The organism is Micromonospora sp. WMMD1219 (assembly GCF_049315215.1).
In the GTDB taxonomy this organism is placed as follows: Bacteria; Actinomycetota; Actinomycetes; order Mycobacteriales; family Micromonosporaceae; genus Micromonospora; species Micromonospora tulbaghiae.
On sequence record NZ_CP186057.1, the window covers coordinates 3,732,622 to 3,750,088 of the forward strand.

A 17,467-nucleotide genomic window follows, 5' to 3' on the forward strand; every position below is an offset into this window, starting at 1 on the left:
CGTCGCTCAGCCCGCGTCCCGTCCCGTGATGACGTCGGCGGCCCGCCAGGCCAGCGCGGTCACCGGGGCGCTGGTCCAGCCGGCCACCATCACCGGCAGCACCGACGCGTCGACCACCCGCAGCCCGTCCACGCCGCGTACCCGCAGTTCGGGGTCGACCACGTGCTCGTCGCCGGCGCCCATCGCGCAGGTGCCGATCGCGTGGTAGCCGCAGTAGCCGCGCGCCACGGCCGCCTCGACGATCTCCGCGTCGGTAGTGGTCGCCGTCCCGGGCACCGTCTCGGAGCGGATGCGCTTCGCGATCGGGCCGGTGCCGAAGAACTCCCGCATCCGGCGGAACAGGTCCACCGCCACCCGCCGGTCGTGCCCGGTGGTGAGGTAGTTCGCCACGATGGCCGGCGGCGTACGCGGGTCCGCGTCGGTGATCGTCAGGCTGCCCTCGCTGTCCGGACGCGTGACGGTGCCCAGGCACATCACGCCCGGCTCCCGTTCCAGTTCCAGCGCCTTGCCGGGGCGCGGCGGGGCGGCCGAGAACGGCGCCATCAGCAGGTGCGCGTCCGGGCGTTCCAGCTCCGGGCGGGACTTGAGGTGGGCCGCCACGTCCAGCACCGGCAGGGCGAGCGGGCCGCCCCGGGTGAGCAGCCAGCGCAGCGTCGCCCGGGCCTGCCCGAGCGGGCTGCCGATGGTCATGTTGTGGCCGCCGGGTTCGGCGAGGCGGTACTGGAGCACGATCGACCGGTGCTCGCGCAGCCCCGCGCCGACCCGGGGCCGGTCCAGCAGCACCGGCACCCCGGCGGCGCGCAGCGTGTCCGCCGGTCCGATGCCGGAGACCTGCAACAGATGCGGTGTGGCGAGCGCGCCCGCGGCGAGGATCACCTCGCCCGCCGCCCGGTACTCGATGTCCCGGCCGCCGTGGGCCGCCCGTACGCCGACGGCGCGGCCGCCCTCGACGAGCACCCGCAGGACGACGGCGCCGACCTCGACTGTCAGGTTGGGCCGGCGCCGCACCGGGTGCAGGAACGCGTCGGCGGCGCTGACCCGGCGTCCGGCGTGGATGGTGGCGGTGGGGTAGCCGATCCGTTCGTCGTCGTGGGCGTCCAGGTCGTCGGCGCGGCGCCAGCCCAGCTCGGCGCCGGTGGCCACCATCTCCTCGGCGAGCGGGTCGGTGCCGGTGGCGACGGACAGCCGCACCGGGCCGCCCGTGCCCCGGTGCGGCGCGGGCCCGAGCGGGTGGTCCTCCAGCCGCGGGAACACCTGCGACATGGCGGACCAGCCCCAGCCCAGCGGTGCGAGGGCGTCCCAGTCCCGGGCCGCGCCGCGGCTCCAGATCATGCCGTTGACCGACGTCGAGCCGCCGATCATCCGCCCGCGCTGCCAGATCTCCTGGCGGCCCGGCCCGATGGTGGCGGGGTAGTGCCAGGCGGTGCGCCGGTCGTCCATCAGCCGGGAGAACGCCTTCGGCACCCGCACGTACGGGCTGCGGTCCCAGCCGCCCGCCTCCAGCAGCAGCACCCGTGTCCCCGGATCCTCGGTGAGGCGGTTCGCCAGCACGCACCCCGCCGCGCCGGCCCCCACGATGACGTAGTCGAACTCCTCCACAGCGGACCCCCACTCGCGAGAATCCCTCTGACAGTAGTTGCTCGATCACATTCCGCGAAAGGGCCGGGCGGCGTCCGGGTCAGGCGGCCTTGGCCAGCGCCTCGAACTCGTCGTCGGTCAGCTCCACCTCGGCCGCCGCCACGTTCTCCTCCAGGTGCGCCACCGACGACGTACCCGGGATCGGCAGCATCACCGGCGACCGGCGCAGCAGCCAGGCCAGCGCGAGCTGCGCGGGGCTGGCGCCGTGCGCGGTCGAGATCGCGTCGAGCGGGCCGCCGGCCCGGGCCAGGTTGCCGGTGGCGATCGGGAACCACGGGATGAACGCCAGGTCGTGGCGCTCGCAGTGCGCCAGCACGTCCTCCGCGCTGCGGTCGGCCAGGTTGTAGAGGTTCTGCACGGACACGATCGGCGTGATCGCCCGGGCCGCCTCGATCTGCTCGACGCTGACCTGGGACAGCCCGATGTGCCGGATCTTTCCCTCCTGCCGCAGCAGCGCCAGCTCGCCGAGCTGGTCGGCCAGCGGCACCTTCGCGTCGATCCGGTGCAGCTGGTAGAGCGGGATGCAGTCCAGGCCCAGGTGGCGCAGGCTCAGCTCGCACTGCTGGCGCAGGTACTCCGGGCGGCCCACCGGCCGCCAGTCGTCCGGACCGGAGCGGGTCAGCCCGGCCTTCGTCGCGATGACCAGGTCGTCGGCGTACGGGTGCAGCGCCTCACGGATCAGCAGCTCACTGACGAACGGCCCGTACGAGTCGGCGGTGTCGATGAACGTGACGCCCAGCTCGTACGCGCGGCGCAGCACCCGAACCGCCTCGGCCGGATCCTTCGGGTCACCCCACACGCCGGGGCCGGTGAGCTGCATCGCCCCGTAGCCGAGGCGGTCGACCGGCAGGTCGCCACCGATCCGGTAGCTGCCCGACGCCTTGGCGGGCTGGGTGCTGGTGGCCATTCGCGGTCCTCCTGTGCTCGTTCGTGCTTGGCGGGGCGGTACTGCGCCCCGACCCCTGGACATTCCCCGGATCGCGGCGGCGAAGCACTGGCAGTTGCGGCGAGCGGCCCCGGCGCACCGGGCCGCCGTGGCAGGCTGGGCGGGACGGTGGTCAGGAGGTGCGCATGGCCGCGACGCCACGGCTCGACTTCGCGCTGGACACGTACGAGTGCATCGTGCTCTACCCGGGGCCCTCCGGGCGGGCCCTGCCGGACGAGACCGTGCAGCGGCTGCAGGCCGAGCACCTCCAGCACATGCGGGCGCTGCAACGGCGCGGCATCGTGCTCGTGGACGGGTCCGTGGACGGCCCGGCCCGGGAACCCGACCCGCCGATCGGTTTCGGCCTGGCCCGCACCGGCTCGGTGGACGACGTCCGCAGCGTCATGGAGGCCGACCCGGCGGTGCAGGCCGGGCTCTACCGGGTCGAGGTGCTCACCTTCCTCTGCCCGGCCGGCTCGCTGGAGTTCCCGCTGGTCAAGACGGAGAGCTGAGGCTCCTCGCGCGCCCCTGCGACGACACCGCTCGCTGCCGCGTACCCAGCGCTCGCCGACGGCCGGACGGCCGGGCCCGGCGGTCGCACAGTGCCCCGGGCCGGGCCGTGACGGGGAGCGGTACGATTTCTCACCGCGCGGTCGCCGATGCCCGCCACACGACGTTCCGGTGCGGTACGCCTACCGCCCGCCCACGCGGTTGACGCGCGTCGTTGGACAAATGTTCCGCAGTCCGCAAGGGGTCGGCCGGGAGGCCGATCCGGAGGAGAGACTAGCCTGATGGGCGTGACACGCCGCGCGAAGATCGTCTGCACTCTCGGCCCCGCCACCTCGTCCCCGGAGCGTATTAGGGGACTCGTCGAGGCAGGCATGAACGTGGCGAGGCTCAACTTCAGCCACGGCAGTCACGAGGATCACGAGTCGGTCTACCGGCTGGTCCGCGAGGCGGCCGAGGCGTCCGGCAAGCCGGTCGCGGTGCTCGCCGACCTCCAGGGCCCCAAGATCCGCCTGGGCAGGTTCGCCGACGGCCCGCACGAGTGGCGCACCGGCGACTCCGTCGTGATCACCGGCGACGAGGTGGTGGGCACCAAGGAGCGGGTCTCCTGCACCTACCGCAAGCTGCCGCAGGAGGTGAAGCCGGGCGACCGCCTGCTGATCGACGACGGCCGGGTCGCCGTCGAGGTCAGCGACGTCACCGGCAACGACATCCGGTGCCTGGTCACCGAGGGCGGCCCGGTCTCCAACAACAAGGGCGTCTCGCTGCCGAACGTCGCGGTGAGCGTCCCGGCCCTGTCCGACAAGGACGCCGAGGACCTGCGCTTCGCCCTCGGCCTCGGCGTCGACCTGGTCGCGCTCTCCTTCGTCCGCTCGCCGGAGGACATCAAGCTCGTCCACTCGATCATGGACGAGGAGGGTGTGCGCCGCCCCGTCCTGGCCAAGGTCGAGAAGCCGGAGGCGGTCGACCACCTGGAGGCGATCGTGCTCTCCTTCGACGGCGTCATGGTCGCCCGCGGCGACCTCGGCGTCGAGCTGCCGCTGGACCAGGTGCCGCTGGTGCAGAAGCGTGCCGTGCAGCTGTGCCGGGAGAACGCCAAGCCGGTCATCGTGGCCACCCAGATGCTCGACTCGATGATCGAGAACTCGCGCCCGACCCGCGCCGAGGCCTCCGACGTGGCGAACGCGGTGCTCGACGGCGCGGACGCGGTGATGCTCTCCGGCGAGACCAGCGTCGGCAAGTACCCGGTGCTCACCGTCAGCACCATGGCGAAGATCGTCACCACCACCGAGGCCGGCTCGATCGCCGTCCCCCGGCTGCAGCACGACCCGCGTACGCACGGCGGCGCGCTCACCGTCGCCGCCTCGTCGATCGCCCGCGCCATCGGCGCCAAGGCCATGGTCGCGTTCTCGCAGACCGGTGACACCGTCAAGCGGCTGGCCCGGCTGCACTGCGACCTGCCGCTGCTGGCGTTCACGCCGGTGCCGGAGGTGCGCAACCAGCTCGCGCTCTCCTGGGGCGTGGAGACGTTCCTGATGCCGTTCGTCCAGCACACCGACGACATGTTCCGCCAGGTCGACCAGGCGCTGCTCGGCCTCAACCGGGCCAACCCGGGCGACTACGTGGTGATCGTGGCGGGCAGCCCGCCCGGCACCCCGGGCTCCACGAACACGCTGCGCGTGCACCAGCTCGGCTCGCTGGTCGACGCCGCCTCGGCGCGAGCCCTCCAATGAGCGGTGGCGCTGTGGCCACCGGACAGGCGGCGGTCGACCAGCTGCTGGAGGTGCTCGACCTCGCCCGTACCGGGGAGATGACCTTCCGGGGGATGAGCCCGCAGGTGGGCCCGCAGCGGGTCTACGGCGGGCAGGTCGCCGGTCAGGCCCTGGTCGCGGCCGGCCGCACCGTCGACGCGGAGCGGGCCGTGCACTCCCTGCACGGCTACTTCGTGCGCCCCGGCGACCCGGCCGAGCCGATCGAGTACCAGGTGGAGAACGTCCGCGACGGCCGGTCCTTCTCGGTGCGCCGCTCGGTCGCGTTGCAGCACGACAAGCCGATCTTCTTCATGTCGGCGTCGTTCCAGCGCCAGGAGGAGGGGCTGGACCACCACGCCCCGCTCCCGCCGGACGTACCCGGCCCGGACGACGTGCCGACCATGACCGACCGGCTCTCCCGCTACCCGGAGCGGCTCGGCATCTGGGGGATGATCCCGCGCCCGATCGACGTGCGCTACGTCGGCGAGCCGGGCTGGGTCCGGCCCGGTGACCGCCCGGCCGAACCGCACCAGCGGGTGTGGATGCGCCTGGACGGCAAGCTGCCGGACGATCCGCTGCTGCACGCGTGCGCCCTCACGTACGCCTCCGACCTGACGCTGCTGGACTCGGTGCTGTCGGTGCACGGCGAGGTGTGGGGGCCGGGCGGCGTGGTCGGCGCGAGCCTCGACCACGCGCTGTGGTTCCACAGGTCGTTCCGCGCCGACGAGTGGTTCCTGTACGACTGCTGGAGCCCGTCCGCGTCCGGTGCCCGCGGCCTGGCCACGGGCCGGATGTTCACCACCGACGGCCGGCACATCGCCAGCGCCGTGCAGGAGGGGCTGCTGCGGCGCGTCGGCGGCTGAACGCCCGGCCGGTGATCGTCCGGGCGCGGGTCGGGGGGCCGATCCGCTCGGCAGCGGACTAACCTGGCCGTATGCGTCTCTCCGCCCGGGTCGACTATGCCCTCCGCGCGGCCGCCGAGCTGGCCTCTGTCGCGGACGGGGGGACCACCGGGCGGAGCCGGCCGGTGACCGCCGAGCAGATCGCCCGCGCACAGGACATCCCGCCGAAGTTCCTGGAGAGCATCCTGCTGCAACTGCGCCGGGGCGGCATCGTGCACGCCCAGCGTGGCCCCGAGGGCGGCTACTGGCTGGCCCGGCCCGCCGGGGAGATCTCCCTGGCCGAGGTGATCCGCGTCATCGACGGTCCGCTCGCGCACGTGCGCGGGCAGCGGCCGGAACAGCTCGGCTACCAGGGTGCGGCCCGCGCGTTGCAGGACGTCTGGATCGCGCTGCGGGCCAGCGAGCGGGAGATCCTCGAGCTGGTCACCATCGCCGACGTGGCCGCCGGCGCGCTGCCCGGCCGGGTCAACGAGCTGGCCGCCGACCCGCGCGCCTGGAGCTGACGACAGCTTCCGCACACCCCGGCACACCGTCCGGCGTCTCCTACCAACCGGATGGGGGACTTGACCCGGGGCGCCTCCGTGCCGCATTGTCGACCAAGTTGATAGGAGATACCGAAAAGTCAGGGGGCGCTCGTGCGCAAGCTGCTGGTCCTCGCCCTCGTCGGGCTCGCCGCGCAACTCGTCGACGGCGCGCTCGGCATGGCGTACGGGCTGACCTCCTCGACGCTTCTCCTGTTCGCCGGCGTGGCGCCGGCCGCCGCGTCCGCCTCGGTGCACCTGGCCGAGATCGGCACCACGCTCGCCGCGGGCGTCTCGCACTGGCGTTTCGGCAACGTCGACTGGAAGGTGGTCGGCCGGATCGCGCTGCCCGGCGCGATCGGCGCGTTCGCCGGGGCGACGTTCCTCAGCTCCATCTCCACCGAGGCGGCGGCGCCGTGGATGGCCGCCATCCTGTTCACGCTCGGCGCGTACCTGCTGGTGCGGTTCTCCCGGCCGCTGCGCGCCAACCGCGCCGCCGGCCGGCTGCGCAGCCGCTTCCTCGCCCCGCTCGGCCTGGTCGCCGGCTTCGTCGACGCCACCGGCGGCGGTGGCTGGGGACCGGTCGCCACCCCGGCGCTGCTGGTCTCCGGCCGGATGGAACCCCGCAAGGTCATCGGCTCGGTGGACACCTCCGAGTTCGTGGTGGCCGGCGCGGCCAGCATCGGCTTCCTGATCGGCCTCGGCTCCGAGGGCTTCCTGCTGCCCACTGTGGCCGCGCTCCTGGTCGGCGGCCTGATCGCCGCGCCCATCGCGGCCTGGCTGGTCCGCATCGTCCCCGCCCAGCTGCTCGGTGCCGTGATCGGCGGCGTGATCGTGCTGACCAACGCCCGTACGCTGCTCAGCGCCGGCGGCGTAGGCGGCTCGGTGCCGGTGGTGGTGTACGCGCTGCTCGGCGCCGCCTGGCTGGTCGCCGTCGGGCTGGCGGTGCGGGCGCTGCGCCGTGCCCGCCGGGCCCGCGCCACCGTCGACGCGGCCCTCGCCGACGGCCCTGCTTCGGCGGGAGAGGCCGCCGCGGCGGAGTCGGCAAAGTCGGGGGAGTTCGCCAAGCCGGGTGAGTCCGCCGAGCCGGCGGAGCCCGCGCCGTCGGGTGAGTCCGCCGAGGCGGCGGAGTCGCGGAAGCTCGCCGCCGCCGTCGAAGGCTGAGCCCTCAGCGCTCCCCAGGGGCGCGCCCCCGCACCCGCCAGGGGTGTTCCTCGGCGTGTCGCCCCTTGGACGACACAAGCCCTCCAACCGGTATGCCTCTCGGTCATAAATATGACCGAGAGGCATACCGGTTGTCGGCTGTCCCTTCTCGCCGCCCGCCGCGACTCTGCCGCGCCGCCGCCCGCGACTGTGCCGTCGATCCGTCGGCCCGCCGATCCGTCCGTGCCCGCCGTGCGGCCGTGCCGCCGTGCCCGCCGTCGATGTGCCGCCGACCCGCCAGCGCCGCCGTGGCGCCGGGCCGCCACTGTGCCGGGACGGGGTGGAGGGTGCGTGCGAGGTGCGCGGTGGGCCCGGCGCTTGTGGGGGTGTCCGGCGGTGACCTAGGCTGACGGAGCGCGGAGCCGAATCACCGACGTCGATGTGTTGACGTCGCCCGTCGCGTCAGGGCACGTAACCGCCGGTCCGGGCAGACCGGTCCCGTCGCGTGCCTGACCTCCGCGAAAGGCATTCCCCGTGCACCCCACCACCCCACGCCGCCGGATCGCGCTGCTCGCCGCGGCCTCGGCGGTCACGCTGTCGGCCGGCGCGCTCACCACGATGACGGCCGCCGCGGCGGCCGTCGCCTGCCGGGTCGACTACCGGATCACCAACCAGTGGAGCGGCGGCTTCGGCGCCGACGTGACAGTGACCAACCTCGGCGACCCGGTCAACGGCTGGACCCTCGGCTGGAGCTTCGCCGCCGGCCAGCAGGTCGTCCAGGCGTGGAACGCGACGGTCAGCCAGTCCGGCGCGCAGGTCAGCGCCCGCGACGCCGGCTACAACGCGGCCATCGGCACCGGCGGCACCGCGAACTTCGGCTTCAACGGCTCGTGGAACAACGCGTCGAACCCGGTCCCGGCCGCGTTCACGCTCAACGGCACCGCCTGCACCGGCGCGCCGTCCACCGGCGCGCCGCCGTCGACGCCACCACCGAGCACGCCGCCGCCCACCACACCTCCGCCCACCACCCCGCCACCGACCACACCCCCGCCGACCACCCCGCCGGCCGGCGCGAAGCAGATGGAGGACCTCGACCGGGGCCTGGTCAGCGTCCGCTCCGGCAGCGGGAACCTCGTCTCCTGGCGACTGCTCGGCACCGAGACCACGGGGGTTTCGTTCAACCTCTACCGGGGCGGCACCAAGGTCAACGGCAGTCCCATCACCGGCGCCACCACGTACCTGGACAGCGGCGCGGCGGCCGGCTCGGCGTACACCGTGCGGGCCGTGGTGAACGGCGCCGAGCAGGCGGCGTCCGCCCCGGCGCTCCAGTTCGCCAACGGTTACCTGGACGTGCCGATCCAGCCGCCGCCCGGCGGCACCACCCCGTCGGGGGAGGGGTACAGCTACTCGGCGAACGACGCGAGCGTCGGTGACCTCGACGGCGACGGCCGCTACGAGTTCGTGCTCAAGTGGGATCCGTCGAACGCCAAGGACAACTCGCAGTCCGGCTACACCGGCAACGTCTACGTCGACGCGTACACGCTCACCGGCACCCGGCTGTGGCGCGTCGACCTCGGCCGCAACATCCGCGCCGGCGCCCACTACACCCAATTCCAGGTGTACGACTACGACGGCGACGGGGACGCCGAGGTGGCCGTGAAGACCGCCGACGGCACCCGCTCCGGCACCGGCCAGGTGATCGGCAACGGCTCGGCCGACCACCGCAACTCCAGCGGCTACGTGCTCGCCGGCCCGGAGTACCTGACCATGTTCGACGGCCGCACCGGCGCAGCCGTGTCCACAGTCGACTACGACCCGCCGCGCGGCACCGTCTCGTCCTGGGGTGACTCGTACGGCAACCGGGTCGACCGGTTCCTCGCCGGCACCGCGTACCTGGACGGGCAGCGACCCTCGTTGATCATGGCGCGCGGCTACTACACCCGCGCCGTCGTCGCGGCCTGGGACTTCCGCGACGGCACGCTGCGCAAGCGCTGGACGTTCGACTCGAACGCCTCCGGCAACGGCGCCGCCGCCGGCCAGGGCAACCACCAGCTCTCCGTGGCGGACGTCGACAACGACGGCCGCCAGGAGATCGTGTACGGGGCCGCCACGATCGACGACAACGGCCGGCTGCTGTACTCCACCGGCAACGGCCACGGCGACGCCCTGCACGTCGGTGACCTCGACCCCGCCCGCTCCGGCCTGGAGGTGTTCAAGGTCGACGAGGACGGCAGCAAGCCCAGCTCCTGGATGGCCGACGCGCGTACCGGGCAGATCATCTGGCAGACCGCGCCCAGCGGCGACAACGGCCGTGGCGTCTCCGGCGACGTCTGGGCCGGCAGCCCGGGCGCGGAGTCCTGGTCGTCGGCGGTCGACGGGCTGCTCAACACCCGGGGGCAGAACGTCGGGCGCAAACCGTCGTCGGCGAACTTCCTGATCTGGTGGGACGGCGACCCGGTCCGGGAACTGCTCGACGCCACGAAGATCGACAAGTACGGCACCGGCGGCGAGACCCGGCTGCTCACCGGCAGCGGCGTCGCCTCCAACAACGGCACCAAGTCCACCCCGGCGCTCTCGGCCGACCTGCTCGGCGACTGGCGCGAGGAGGTCGTCTGGCGCACCTCCGACAGCACCGCGCTGCGCATCTACAGCACGCCTGTGACCACCGGCCTGCGCCTGCCGACGCTGATGCACGACCCGCAGTACCGGGTGGCAGTGGCCTGGCAGAACACGGCCTACAACCAGCCGCCGCACCCGGGCTTTCATCTGGGCGACGGCATGAGCACGCCGCCGGCGCCGAACATCTACCTGCGCTGAAACGGCAGGCACCGGGTCGTCGGCCGCGGAATCCGCTCCGCCGGCGACCCGGTGCACCACACCGCAGCATTCCCGACCCGTCCCGACCGGGAATGCCGTACCACCACCGAGGACAAAGTTAGGCGTCCCACGCGACGGTGCGGTGACGTGGCTATGAAGAGCGTGTTTCAGCCCTCCCGGCGCAGCCCGCCCGCCACCTTCTCGGCGATCAGCTCGAACGAGCGGACCCGGTCCGACACGTCGTAGACCATCGTGGTGAGCATCAGCTCGTCCGCGCCGGTGCGCTCCAGCAGTTCCCCGAGCTGCCGGGCCACCGTCTCCGGCGAGCCGGTCGCCTGGCCGTCGCGGCGCTGGGCGACGAACTCCCGCTCGAACTCCGAGTACGGGTACGCCGCCGCCTCCTCCGGCGTGACCAGCGGCTCCGGCCGCCCCGACCGCAGCTTCAGGAACGACAGCCCGGCCGGCCCGGCCAGCCACTCGGCCCGCTCGTCGGTATCCGCGCAGACCGCGTTCACCGCCACCATCGCGTACGGCCGGTCCAGCCACTGCGACGGCCGGAAGTTCTGCCGGTAGAGCTGCAACGCCGGAATCGTGTTCTGCGAACTGAAGTGGTGCGCGAACGAGAACGGCAGCCCGAGCAGGCCCGCCAGCTGCGCGCTGAACCCGCTGGACCCGAGCAGCCACACCTGCGGCGACTGGCCGCGGCCCGGCGTCGCGGTGATCGGGCCCGGCTCGGCGCCGGAGAAGTAGTTCATCAGGTCGGCCAGCTCACGCGGGAAGTGCTCGGCCGACAGGCCCTCCATGGTGCGGCGCAGCGCCAGCGCGGTCACCTGGTCGGTGCCCGGCGCCCGGCCGATGCCCAGATCGATCCGGCCCGGGTGCAGCGCCTCCAGCGTGCCGAACTGCTCGGCCACCACCAACGGCGCGTGGTTGGGCAGCATCACGCCGCCCGAGCCGAGCCGGATCGTGCTGGTGTTCGCCGCCAGGTGCGCGAGCAGCACCGCCGGAGCGGAACTCGCGATGGCGGGCATGTTGTGGTGCTCGGCCACCCAGAACCGGCGGTAGCCCAGCTCCTCGGTGCGGCGGGCCAGCTCTGTGGTGTACCGCAGCGCCTCACCGGCACTGCCGGTCGCCGCCACCGGGGCAAGATCAAGAACAGACATGGGTACGTCGATCACAGGGAGGTGCAACCCGCGACGTGCCGGAATTGTTCCGCCGGGTGCGCTACCCCATACCCCGGGCCTGCTCGAAGATCAGGCTGGTCTGCGTGTGCTGCACCGCCGGATCGACAGCCAGATGATCGAGCACGAAGTCCCGCAGCGCGTCGCCCGACGCGGCCCGCACGTGCAGCACGTAGTCCTCCGCGCCCGCCACGTGGAACACCGACACCACCCCGGGCAGCCGCACCGACCGGGCCCGGAACGCGTCCACAGCGGCCCGCTCGTGCGCGGTCAACCGCACCGAGACCAGCGCCTGCAACGGCAGACCCACCGCCGCCGGGTCCACCTCGGCGTGGAACCCGCGGATCGCCCCGCACTCGCGCAGCGCCCGCGTACGCGTCAGGCACGTCGACGGTGCCACCCCCACGCGCTCGGCCAGCGCGTTGTTCGGCAGCCGGCCGTCGGCCGCCAGCTCGGTGAGGATCGCGCGATCGGTGTCGTCCAGGCCGGCGAACGGCCGTACATCATTCGGTGCGGCAGGCATGCGACCATCCTTCACCGAATCACCGCCGTACTAAAGCGTAATTGCCAGAATCTTGTTCGCTGCTATTGCCTCCCACTGTCGTCATGTTCGACGCTTCCGGCATGACTTCCGTGGACACCGCAGCCGTACACGCCGGGCGCGCCGACCTCGCCGGGCTCGGCGTCCACGTCCCGCCCATCGACCTGTCCACCACCAACCCGCTGCCCTCGGTCGCCGGCGGCGGTGACGACTACGAGACGCTGGCCACCGGCGGCACCCTCCCGGCCGGCGGCAGCGCCGTCTACCAGCGCCTCTGGAACCCCACAGTGGCCCGGTTCGAGACCGCGCTCGCCCAGCTCGAAGGCACCGCCGAGGCCGTCGCGTTCGCCAGCGGCATGGCCGCGCTCACCGCCACCCTGCTCGCCGCCACCCGCGACGGCAAGCGCCACGTCGTCGCCGTCCGCCCCCTCTACGGCGGCACCGACCACGTCCTCGCCACCGGCCTGCTCGGCACCGAGGTCACCTGGGCCACCCCCGCCGACGTGGCCGCCGCGATCCGCCCCGACACCGCCCTGGTCGTGGTGGAGACGCCGGCCAACCCCAGCCTCGACCTGGTCGACATCGCCGCGCTCGCCGACGCCGCCGGTGACGTCCCGCTGCTCGTCGACAACACAGTCGCCACCCCGGTGCTCCAGCAGCCCGCCCGCCACGGCGCCGCGCTCGTGCTGCACAGCGCCACCAAGAGCATCGGCGGCCACGGCGACGTCCTCGCCGGCGTCGTCGCCTGTGGACCCGAGTGGGCCGCCCGGCTGCGCCAGGTCCGCGCCGTCACCGGCGCCGTCCTGCACCCGCTCGGCGCGTACCTGCTGCACCGCGGCATCCAGACCCTCCCGCTGCGCGTCCGCGCCCAGCAGGCCGGCGCGGAGAAGCTCGCCGCCTGGCTCGCCGGGCACCCCGCCGTCGAGCGCGTCCACCACCCGTCGCTGCACGACCCGGCCGGGCTGGTCGGCCGCCAGATGTCCGGCACCGGCAGCCTGCTCGCCTTCGAGGTGCGCGGCGGCACGCCCGCCGCGGCCGAGGTCGCCGGCGCCTGCGAGCTGATCACCCACGCCGTGTCGCTCGGCGGCGTCGACACGCTGATCCAGCACCCGGCGTCGCTCACCCACCGGCCGGTCGAGGGCGACGCCAAGCCCTGCGGCGGGCTGCTGCGCGTCTCGGTCGGCCTGGAGGACCCGGAGGACCTGCGGGCGGATCTCGCCCGGGCGCTGGCGCGGATCTGACGGCGACCGGTCGCCCGCGTCCGCGGCGTCGCCCGGTCACGACTTCGGCCCGACGTGCCGGTCGAGGGCCGCCACTGCATCCCGGCGAGCCACCGACAGGGAATTGCGGCGGTTCATCCGCCAGGCGATGCCGAGCCGGTCGAGGGCCTGCTGGCAGAGGCCGATGATGTCGGCCGACTCGTTGACGAACATGTAGCGCGGATAGACGTACTTCTTGCCGCGCACGGTCACCCGGTTGCTGACCCGGCAGCCGTCGGAATGGAACAGGCCGCGCAGGAAGTCGCCGGGGTGTGCCTCGACGATGGGCCGCTGCCAGTCGGCCAGGACGATCGGGCGCTCGTGCTTCTTGCCCGGCCCGTGCTGGGGGAACAGGCACGGCCAGTGCATCCCGTAACTCTGCACGGCGACGCACCCGCGCTTCTGCACCCGCTGCACCGACGTGGCCAGGACCGCCCGCATTGCGTCCTCGCAGGCGGCGATCAGGTTCGGCCAGGCGTCGGCGCAGAAGACGCGCAGCACCGGCACCCGGCCGACGACCAGGTGACCGTCGCCGAGATAGAGGCCGAGAAGGTAAGCGTACTGCGCCGGATATGGCGGATTGTCGACACCTGCCCGGCAGCGGAAACACCGCTCCGCCGTGCTCCGCTGCCTCGGCTCGGGGCGTTCCTTGCACCAGTGCCGGACGGTCGGATAGGCCAACCCGACGGCGCGGGCAGCCTCGGCGACCGTCGCTCCGGCGAGGTACAGGCTTCGTGCGCGGGCGCGTATCTCGGGTGGATGCACCAGGCCATCTTCGAACGCCTGTATGACACTTTGTGCCCCCGGTGGGATTCGAACCCACACTGTCGATCTTTTGAGAATCGCGCCTCTGCCGGTTGGGCTACAGGGGCTTCTGTAGTTCGGCTCCAACAGGTTACCTACTAGGCTAGGGGCGGCGACACCCGGCAGGGCGGGTGTCGGGCTCGAACCGGTGGGAGTGGCTCGTGGGCGAGATGCAGGCGGACGCCGAGCGCAAGCGCGTTCTGATCGCCGAGGACGAGGCGCTCATCCGGCTGGACCTGGCCGAGATGCTCGTCGAAGAGGGCTACGAGGTGGTCGGCGAGGCCGGTGACGGCGAGACCGCCGTCAAGCTCGCCGAGGAACTCAAGCCGGATCTGGTCATCCTCGACATCAAGATGCCGATCATGGACGGGCTGGCCGCCGCCGAGCGGATCGCCGGCGCGCGCATCGCCCCGGTGATCATCCTGACCGCGTTCAGCCAGCGTGACCTGGTGGAGCGGGCGCGGGCGGCGGGCGCGATGGCGTACCTGGTCAAGCCGTTCCAGAAGAGCGACCTGGTGCCGGCGGTGGAGATCGCGCTGTCCCGCTACTCCGAGATCGCCGCGCTGGAGTCGGAGGTCGCCGGCCTCACCGACCGGCTGGAGATCCGCAAGACCGTCGAGCGCGCCAAGGGCGCGCTGATGACCACGTACGGGATGACCGAGCCGCAGGCGTTCAAGTGGATCCAGCGCACCGCGATGGACCACCGGATGACCATGAAGGAGGTCGCCGAGCGGATCCTCGCCGAGACCGCCGGCGGCGAGGTGGAGCAGCCCGCGTCCTGACCTCCCGGGGAGGCATCCGATCGATAGGATCGGATCCATGTCTCCCGCGCGCGTCCGGCCGGTGCTCGCCGCTGTGGCAGCCGCCGTGCTGCTGCTCGCGGCCTGCCGTGACGCACCGAGCCCGCCCGCCGAGCCGGCGCCGGAGCCGGTGCGTCCGGACTGGCGGGTCGCCGAGCTGTTCGCTCCGGTCGGTGCCGCAGGGCGTCCGGTGCTGCGCGACGTCGCGCGCTGCGCCGGCCGGTGGTACGCGGTGGGCGGGCTCGTCGATCCGGTGGGGGAGACCCGGCCGGTGGCCTGGTCCAGTTCGGACGGCGCAACCTGGTCCCCGCTTCCGGTGCGGGCACGGACGTTCTACGGCCGTCAGCATGTGCTCTACGCGGTCGCCTGCCGCGACGACGGCATGGCGGCGCTGGGCGCGAAGGCCGGTGGCGTGCACGGCAATCCGCGTACCGGGACCTGGGTCTGGCGGCCGGGCGGGCCGTTGCGCGAGGTGCCGGCGCCGTTCGAGCTGTTCGGCGGTCCGCGCGCGGTGAGCGCGTCGCGGCTGGCGGCCGGGCCGGGCGGCTGGCTGATCGCGGGAGCGCGGGCCGAGGGTGCGGCGGTGTGGACGTCGCCGGACGCCGAGGGGTTCGTCCTGCGTGAGGCGGTCCCGGGGCTGGCCGGCGACGGCCGGGGCCGGACGGCGGCGTACGACGTCGCCGCGGTGGGGTCCGGGTGGGTGGCCGTCGGGTCGCTGCTGCCGCCCGGAGGTACGGCCCGGACGCCGCTGGCCTGGTCGTCCGCCGACGGCCGGGCGTGGCGGCGGGCGGTGCTGCCGGTGCCGGCGGGCGCGTACGGGGCGGCGGAGCGGGTGGCGCAGCTCGACGGCGGGCCGGTGGCTGTCGGTCCGGTGGGCGACGGTTTCGCGGTGTGGCGCGCGTGCGACGGCTGCGGCCGGCAGCCCTCCGGGCCGGCGGACGTGTGGCAGCGGGTCGGCGGGTTCGGCGCGGCCGGACCCGGGGTGCTGTCGGTGGACTCGCTCGCGGCGTCGGGTCGGCGGCTGGTCGCGGTGACCGGGGACGGGGCGCAACGGCGGCTCTGGACGTCTCGCGACAGCGGTGTCTCGTGGCGTCCGGTGATCACGCCGGTGCCCATGCCGGACGGGGGTGACACCGCGATGGTGGTTGCCGTCCACGGTGACGTGCTGCTCGCGGTCACCGACGGCGGAATGAGGTCTCAGGCCTGGTGGGGGGTGGTGCCGGGCATCGATCAGTAGCGGGTGGTGGACGCCTGGCCCGTTACCGAGGAATGGTCGGCGAAAGCCTTTGCGCGCCTTCGGTTCTTACGCCGATGGGCTTGAATCCGCCACGGCGTGTAACGGTTCGGTCAACCCCGCTTTCCAGGTCTTACGCCACCGCTCGCGGTGGGATAACGTCCCGCCCCAGACCGGCGACGACGGTCTTGGTTCGTCCACCCCGCAAGGGCCAATCAGCGGCGGGTGGTTCGGATCATGGACGGAGGAGGGTTCGGGCCTTGAGGCAGAAGCTCGCACGCGTGATCGGCGGGGTCGCCATGCTGGCGCTCGTCGCCGGTGGCACCGCTTGTTCCAGCGGCAGCGACGATGAGGGTTCCGGGGGCAGCGCCTGCGGGAGCAAGATCGCTTTCTTCGGCGCGCTGACCGGAAGCTCGGCCGCGCTGGGCATCAACGAGAAGAACGGCGTCAAGCTGGCCGTCGACAAGTACAACAAGGAGAACGCGGACTGCAAGGTCGAGCTCGCCGAGCTCGACTCGCAGGGCAGCCCGGACCAGGCGCCGGGTCTGGCCCAGAAGGCGATCGACGACACCAAGATCCTGGGTGTCGTGGGTCCGGCCTACTCGGGCGAGTCCGAGGCCGCCGGCCCGCTGTTCAACGAGGCCGGTCTGGTCACCATCACCCCCTCCGCGACCCGTCCCAGCCTCGCCGAGCAGGGCTGGAAGACCTTCTTCCGCGCGGTCGGCAACGACCTGAGCCAGGGCCCCGCCGCCGGTAACTACATCAAGAACGTGATGAAGGCCGACCGGGTCTACGTCATCGACGACCAGTCCGCGTACGGCGCCGGCCTGGCCGACGAGGTCAAGAAGGTCCTCGGCGCCTCGGTCGTGGGCAGCGACAAGGTCCAGGGCGAGGGCAAGCAGGTCGAGTTCTCCGGTGTGGTCACCAAGGTCAAGGCCGCCAACGTCAAGGCGGTCTTCTACGGCGGCTACTACCAGGAGGCCGGCCTGATCCGTAAGCAGCTCACCGCTGCCGGCGTCACCGCCCCGCTGGTCGCCGGTGACGGCGTGAACGACGGTGCGTACATCACCTCCGCCGGTGCCGCCGCTGCCGAGGGCACCATCCTCACCTGCCCCTGCGCTCCGTCCACCGAGGCCCGCGGCACCTTCGCCGCCGACTTCAAGGCGCTCAACGGCACCGAGCCGGGCACCTACAGCGACACCGCCTACGACGCGGCGAACATCCTGCTGGCGGGCATCAAGGCCGGCAAGAGCACCCGTGCCGACCTGCTGGAGTTCGTGAAGGGCTACAGCGGCGAGGGCGTTGCCGCCAGCTACAAGTTCGTCGAGGGCGGCGAGCTCGACCCGGCGCAGGTCAAGGTCTGGGCGTTCAAGGTGCAGGGCGGCAAGGTCGTCCCGGACCAGGAGATCCCCAAGTCCTGATCGTTCGATCGCTGGACTGGCGA

Annotated in this window: 15 protein-coding genes and 1 tRNA gene; 10 read left to right on the forward strand and 6 right to left on the reverse strand. The window is 73.0% G+C overall.

Features of this window, described 5'->3' with window-relative positions:
- Positions 1-6 precede the first annotated feature (6 nt).
- Entirely contained in the window at positions 7-1,599 is a 1,593-nt protein-coding gene (locus ACN27C_RS18030) for a GMC family oxidoreductase (protein WP_422746909.1), read from the reverse strand.
- 79 nt (positions 1,600-1,678) lie between these two features.
- A complete protein-coding gene (locus ACN27C_RS18035) occupies positions 1,679-2,545 on the reverse strand; it encodes an aldo/keto reductase (protein ID WP_120568872.1) in 867 nt (288 codons plus the stop codon).
- Positions 2,546-2,709: 164 nt separating this feature from the next.
- On the opposite strand from ACN27C_RS18035, the gene ACN27C_RS18040 reads away from it, so the two are divergent.
- The 6 genes from ACN27C_RS18040 (at position 2,710) to ACN27C_RS18065 (ending at position 10,204) form a co-directional block, all read left to right on the forward strand.
- Positions 2,710-3,075 (forward strand): YciI family protein, encoded by a 366-nt coding sequence (locus tag ACN27C_RS18040; protein ID WP_013287532.1) that lies wholly within the window; start codon positions 2,710-2,712, stop codon positions 3,073-3,075.
- Positions 3,076-3,354: 279 nt separating this feature from the next.
- The gene (pyk, locus tag ACN27C_RS18045) at positions 3,355-4,803 is read left to right on the forward strand and encodes a pyruvate kinase (RefSeq protein ID WP_120568873.1); all 1,449 of its coding nucleotides are present in this window, start codon (positions 3,355-3,357) and stop codon (positions 4,801-4,803) included.
- Positions 4,800-5,684 carry an acyl-CoA thioesterase gene (locus ACN27C_RS18050; RefSeq protein WP_120568874.1) on the forward strand — a complete coding sequence of 295 codons (885 nt, stop codon included), beginning with the start codon at positions 4,800-4,802 and terminating at the stop codon, positions 5,682-5,684. Before pyk ends, ACN27C_RS18050 begins: the two co-directional genes overlap by 4 nt.
- Before the next feature lie 71 nt (positions 5,685-5,755).
- Positions 5,756-6,226, forward strand: a complete 471-nt coding sequence (locus tag ACN27C_RS18055) for an RrF2 family transcriptional regulator (protein ID WP_128137741.1) — start codon at positions 5,756-5,758, stop codon at positions 6,224-6,226.
- 132 nt (positions 6,227-6,358) lie between these two features.
- Positions 6,359-7,408, forward strand: a complete 1,050-nt coding sequence (locus ACN27C_RS18060; RefSeq protein WP_120568876.1) for a sulfite exporter TauE/SafE family protein — start codon at positions 6,359-6,361, stop codon at positions 7,406-7,408.
- A gap of 513 nt (positions 7,409-7,921) precedes the next feature.
- Positions 7,922-10,204, forward strand: coding sequence for a cellulose binding domain-containing protein (locus ACN27C_RS18065; protein ID WP_422746913.1), 2,283 nt, complete (start codon positions 7,922-7,924; stop codon positions 10,202-10,204).
- Between the two features lie 167 nt (positions 10,205-10,371).
- Here ACN27C_RS18065 and ACN27C_RS18070 read toward each other — a convergent pair whose 3' ends face one another.
- Positions 10,372-11,367: an LLM class flavin-dependent oxidoreductase gene (locus tag ACN27C_RS18070; RefSeq protein ID WP_350815937.1), complete on the reverse strand. Its 996-nt coding sequence runs from the start codon at positions 11,365-11,367 to the stop codon at positions 10,372-10,374.
- A 61-nt stretch (positions 11,368-11,428) separates the two neighbouring features.
- Positions 11,429-11,908: an Lrp/AsnC family transcriptional regulator gene (locus ACN27C_RS18075; protein ID WP_047894721.1), complete on the reverse strand. Its 480-nt coding sequence runs from the start codon at positions 11,906-11,908 to the stop codon at positions 11,429-11,431.
- 83 nt (positions 11,909-11,991) lie between these two features.
- On the opposite strand from ACN27C_RS18075, the gene ACN27C_RS18080 reads away from it, so the two are divergent.
- The gene (locus ACN27C_RS18080) at positions 11,992-13,167 is read left to right on the forward strand and encodes a trans-sulfuration enzyme family protein (protein WP_422746916.1); all 1,176 of its coding nucleotides are present in this window, start codon (positions 11,992-11,994) and stop codon (positions 13,165-13,167) included.
- 36 nt (positions 13,168-13,203) lie between these two features.
- Here the strand turns inward: ACN27C_RS18080 and ACN27C_RS18085 are convergent, their stop codons facing one another.
- Positions 13,204-13,950 carry an LAGLIDADG family homing endonuclease gene (locus ACN27C_RS18085; protein ID WP_422746918.1) on the reverse strand — a complete coding sequence of 249 codons (747 nt, stop codon included), beginning with the start codon at positions 13,948-13,950 and terminating at the stop codon, positions 13,204-13,206.
- A gap of 33 nt (positions 13,951-13,983) precedes the next feature.
- Positions 13,984-14,057 (reverse strand) — tRNA-Leu (locus ACN27C_RS18090).
- Positions 14,058-14,150: 93 nt separating this feature from the next.
- Between ACN27C_RS18090 and ACN27C_RS18095 the strand changes: the two genes are divergently transcribed.
- The 3 genes from ACN27C_RS18095 (at position 14,151) to ACN27C_RS18105 (ending at position 17,444) form a co-directional block, all read left to right on the forward strand.
- Positions 14,151-14,771 carry an ANTAR domain-containing response regulator gene (locus ACN27C_RS18095; RefSeq protein WP_013287522.1) on the forward strand — a complete coding sequence of 207 codons (621 nt, stop codon included), beginning with the start codon at positions 14,151-14,153 and terminating at the stop codon, positions 14,769-14,771.
- Positions 14,772-14,808: 37 nt separating this feature from the next.
- A complete protein-coding gene (locus tag ACN27C_RS18100) occupies positions 14,809-16,026 on the forward strand; it encodes a hypothetical protein (protein WP_422746920.1) in 1,218 nt (405 codons plus the stop codon).
- Between the two features lie 257 nt (positions 16,027-16,283).
- Entirely contained in the window at positions 16,284-17,444 is a 1,161-nt protein-coding gene (locus ACN27C_RS18105) for a branched-chain amino acid ABC transporter substrate-binding protein (protein ID WP_356956796.1), read from the forward strand.
- Positions 17,445-17,467 lie beyond the last annotated feature (23 nt).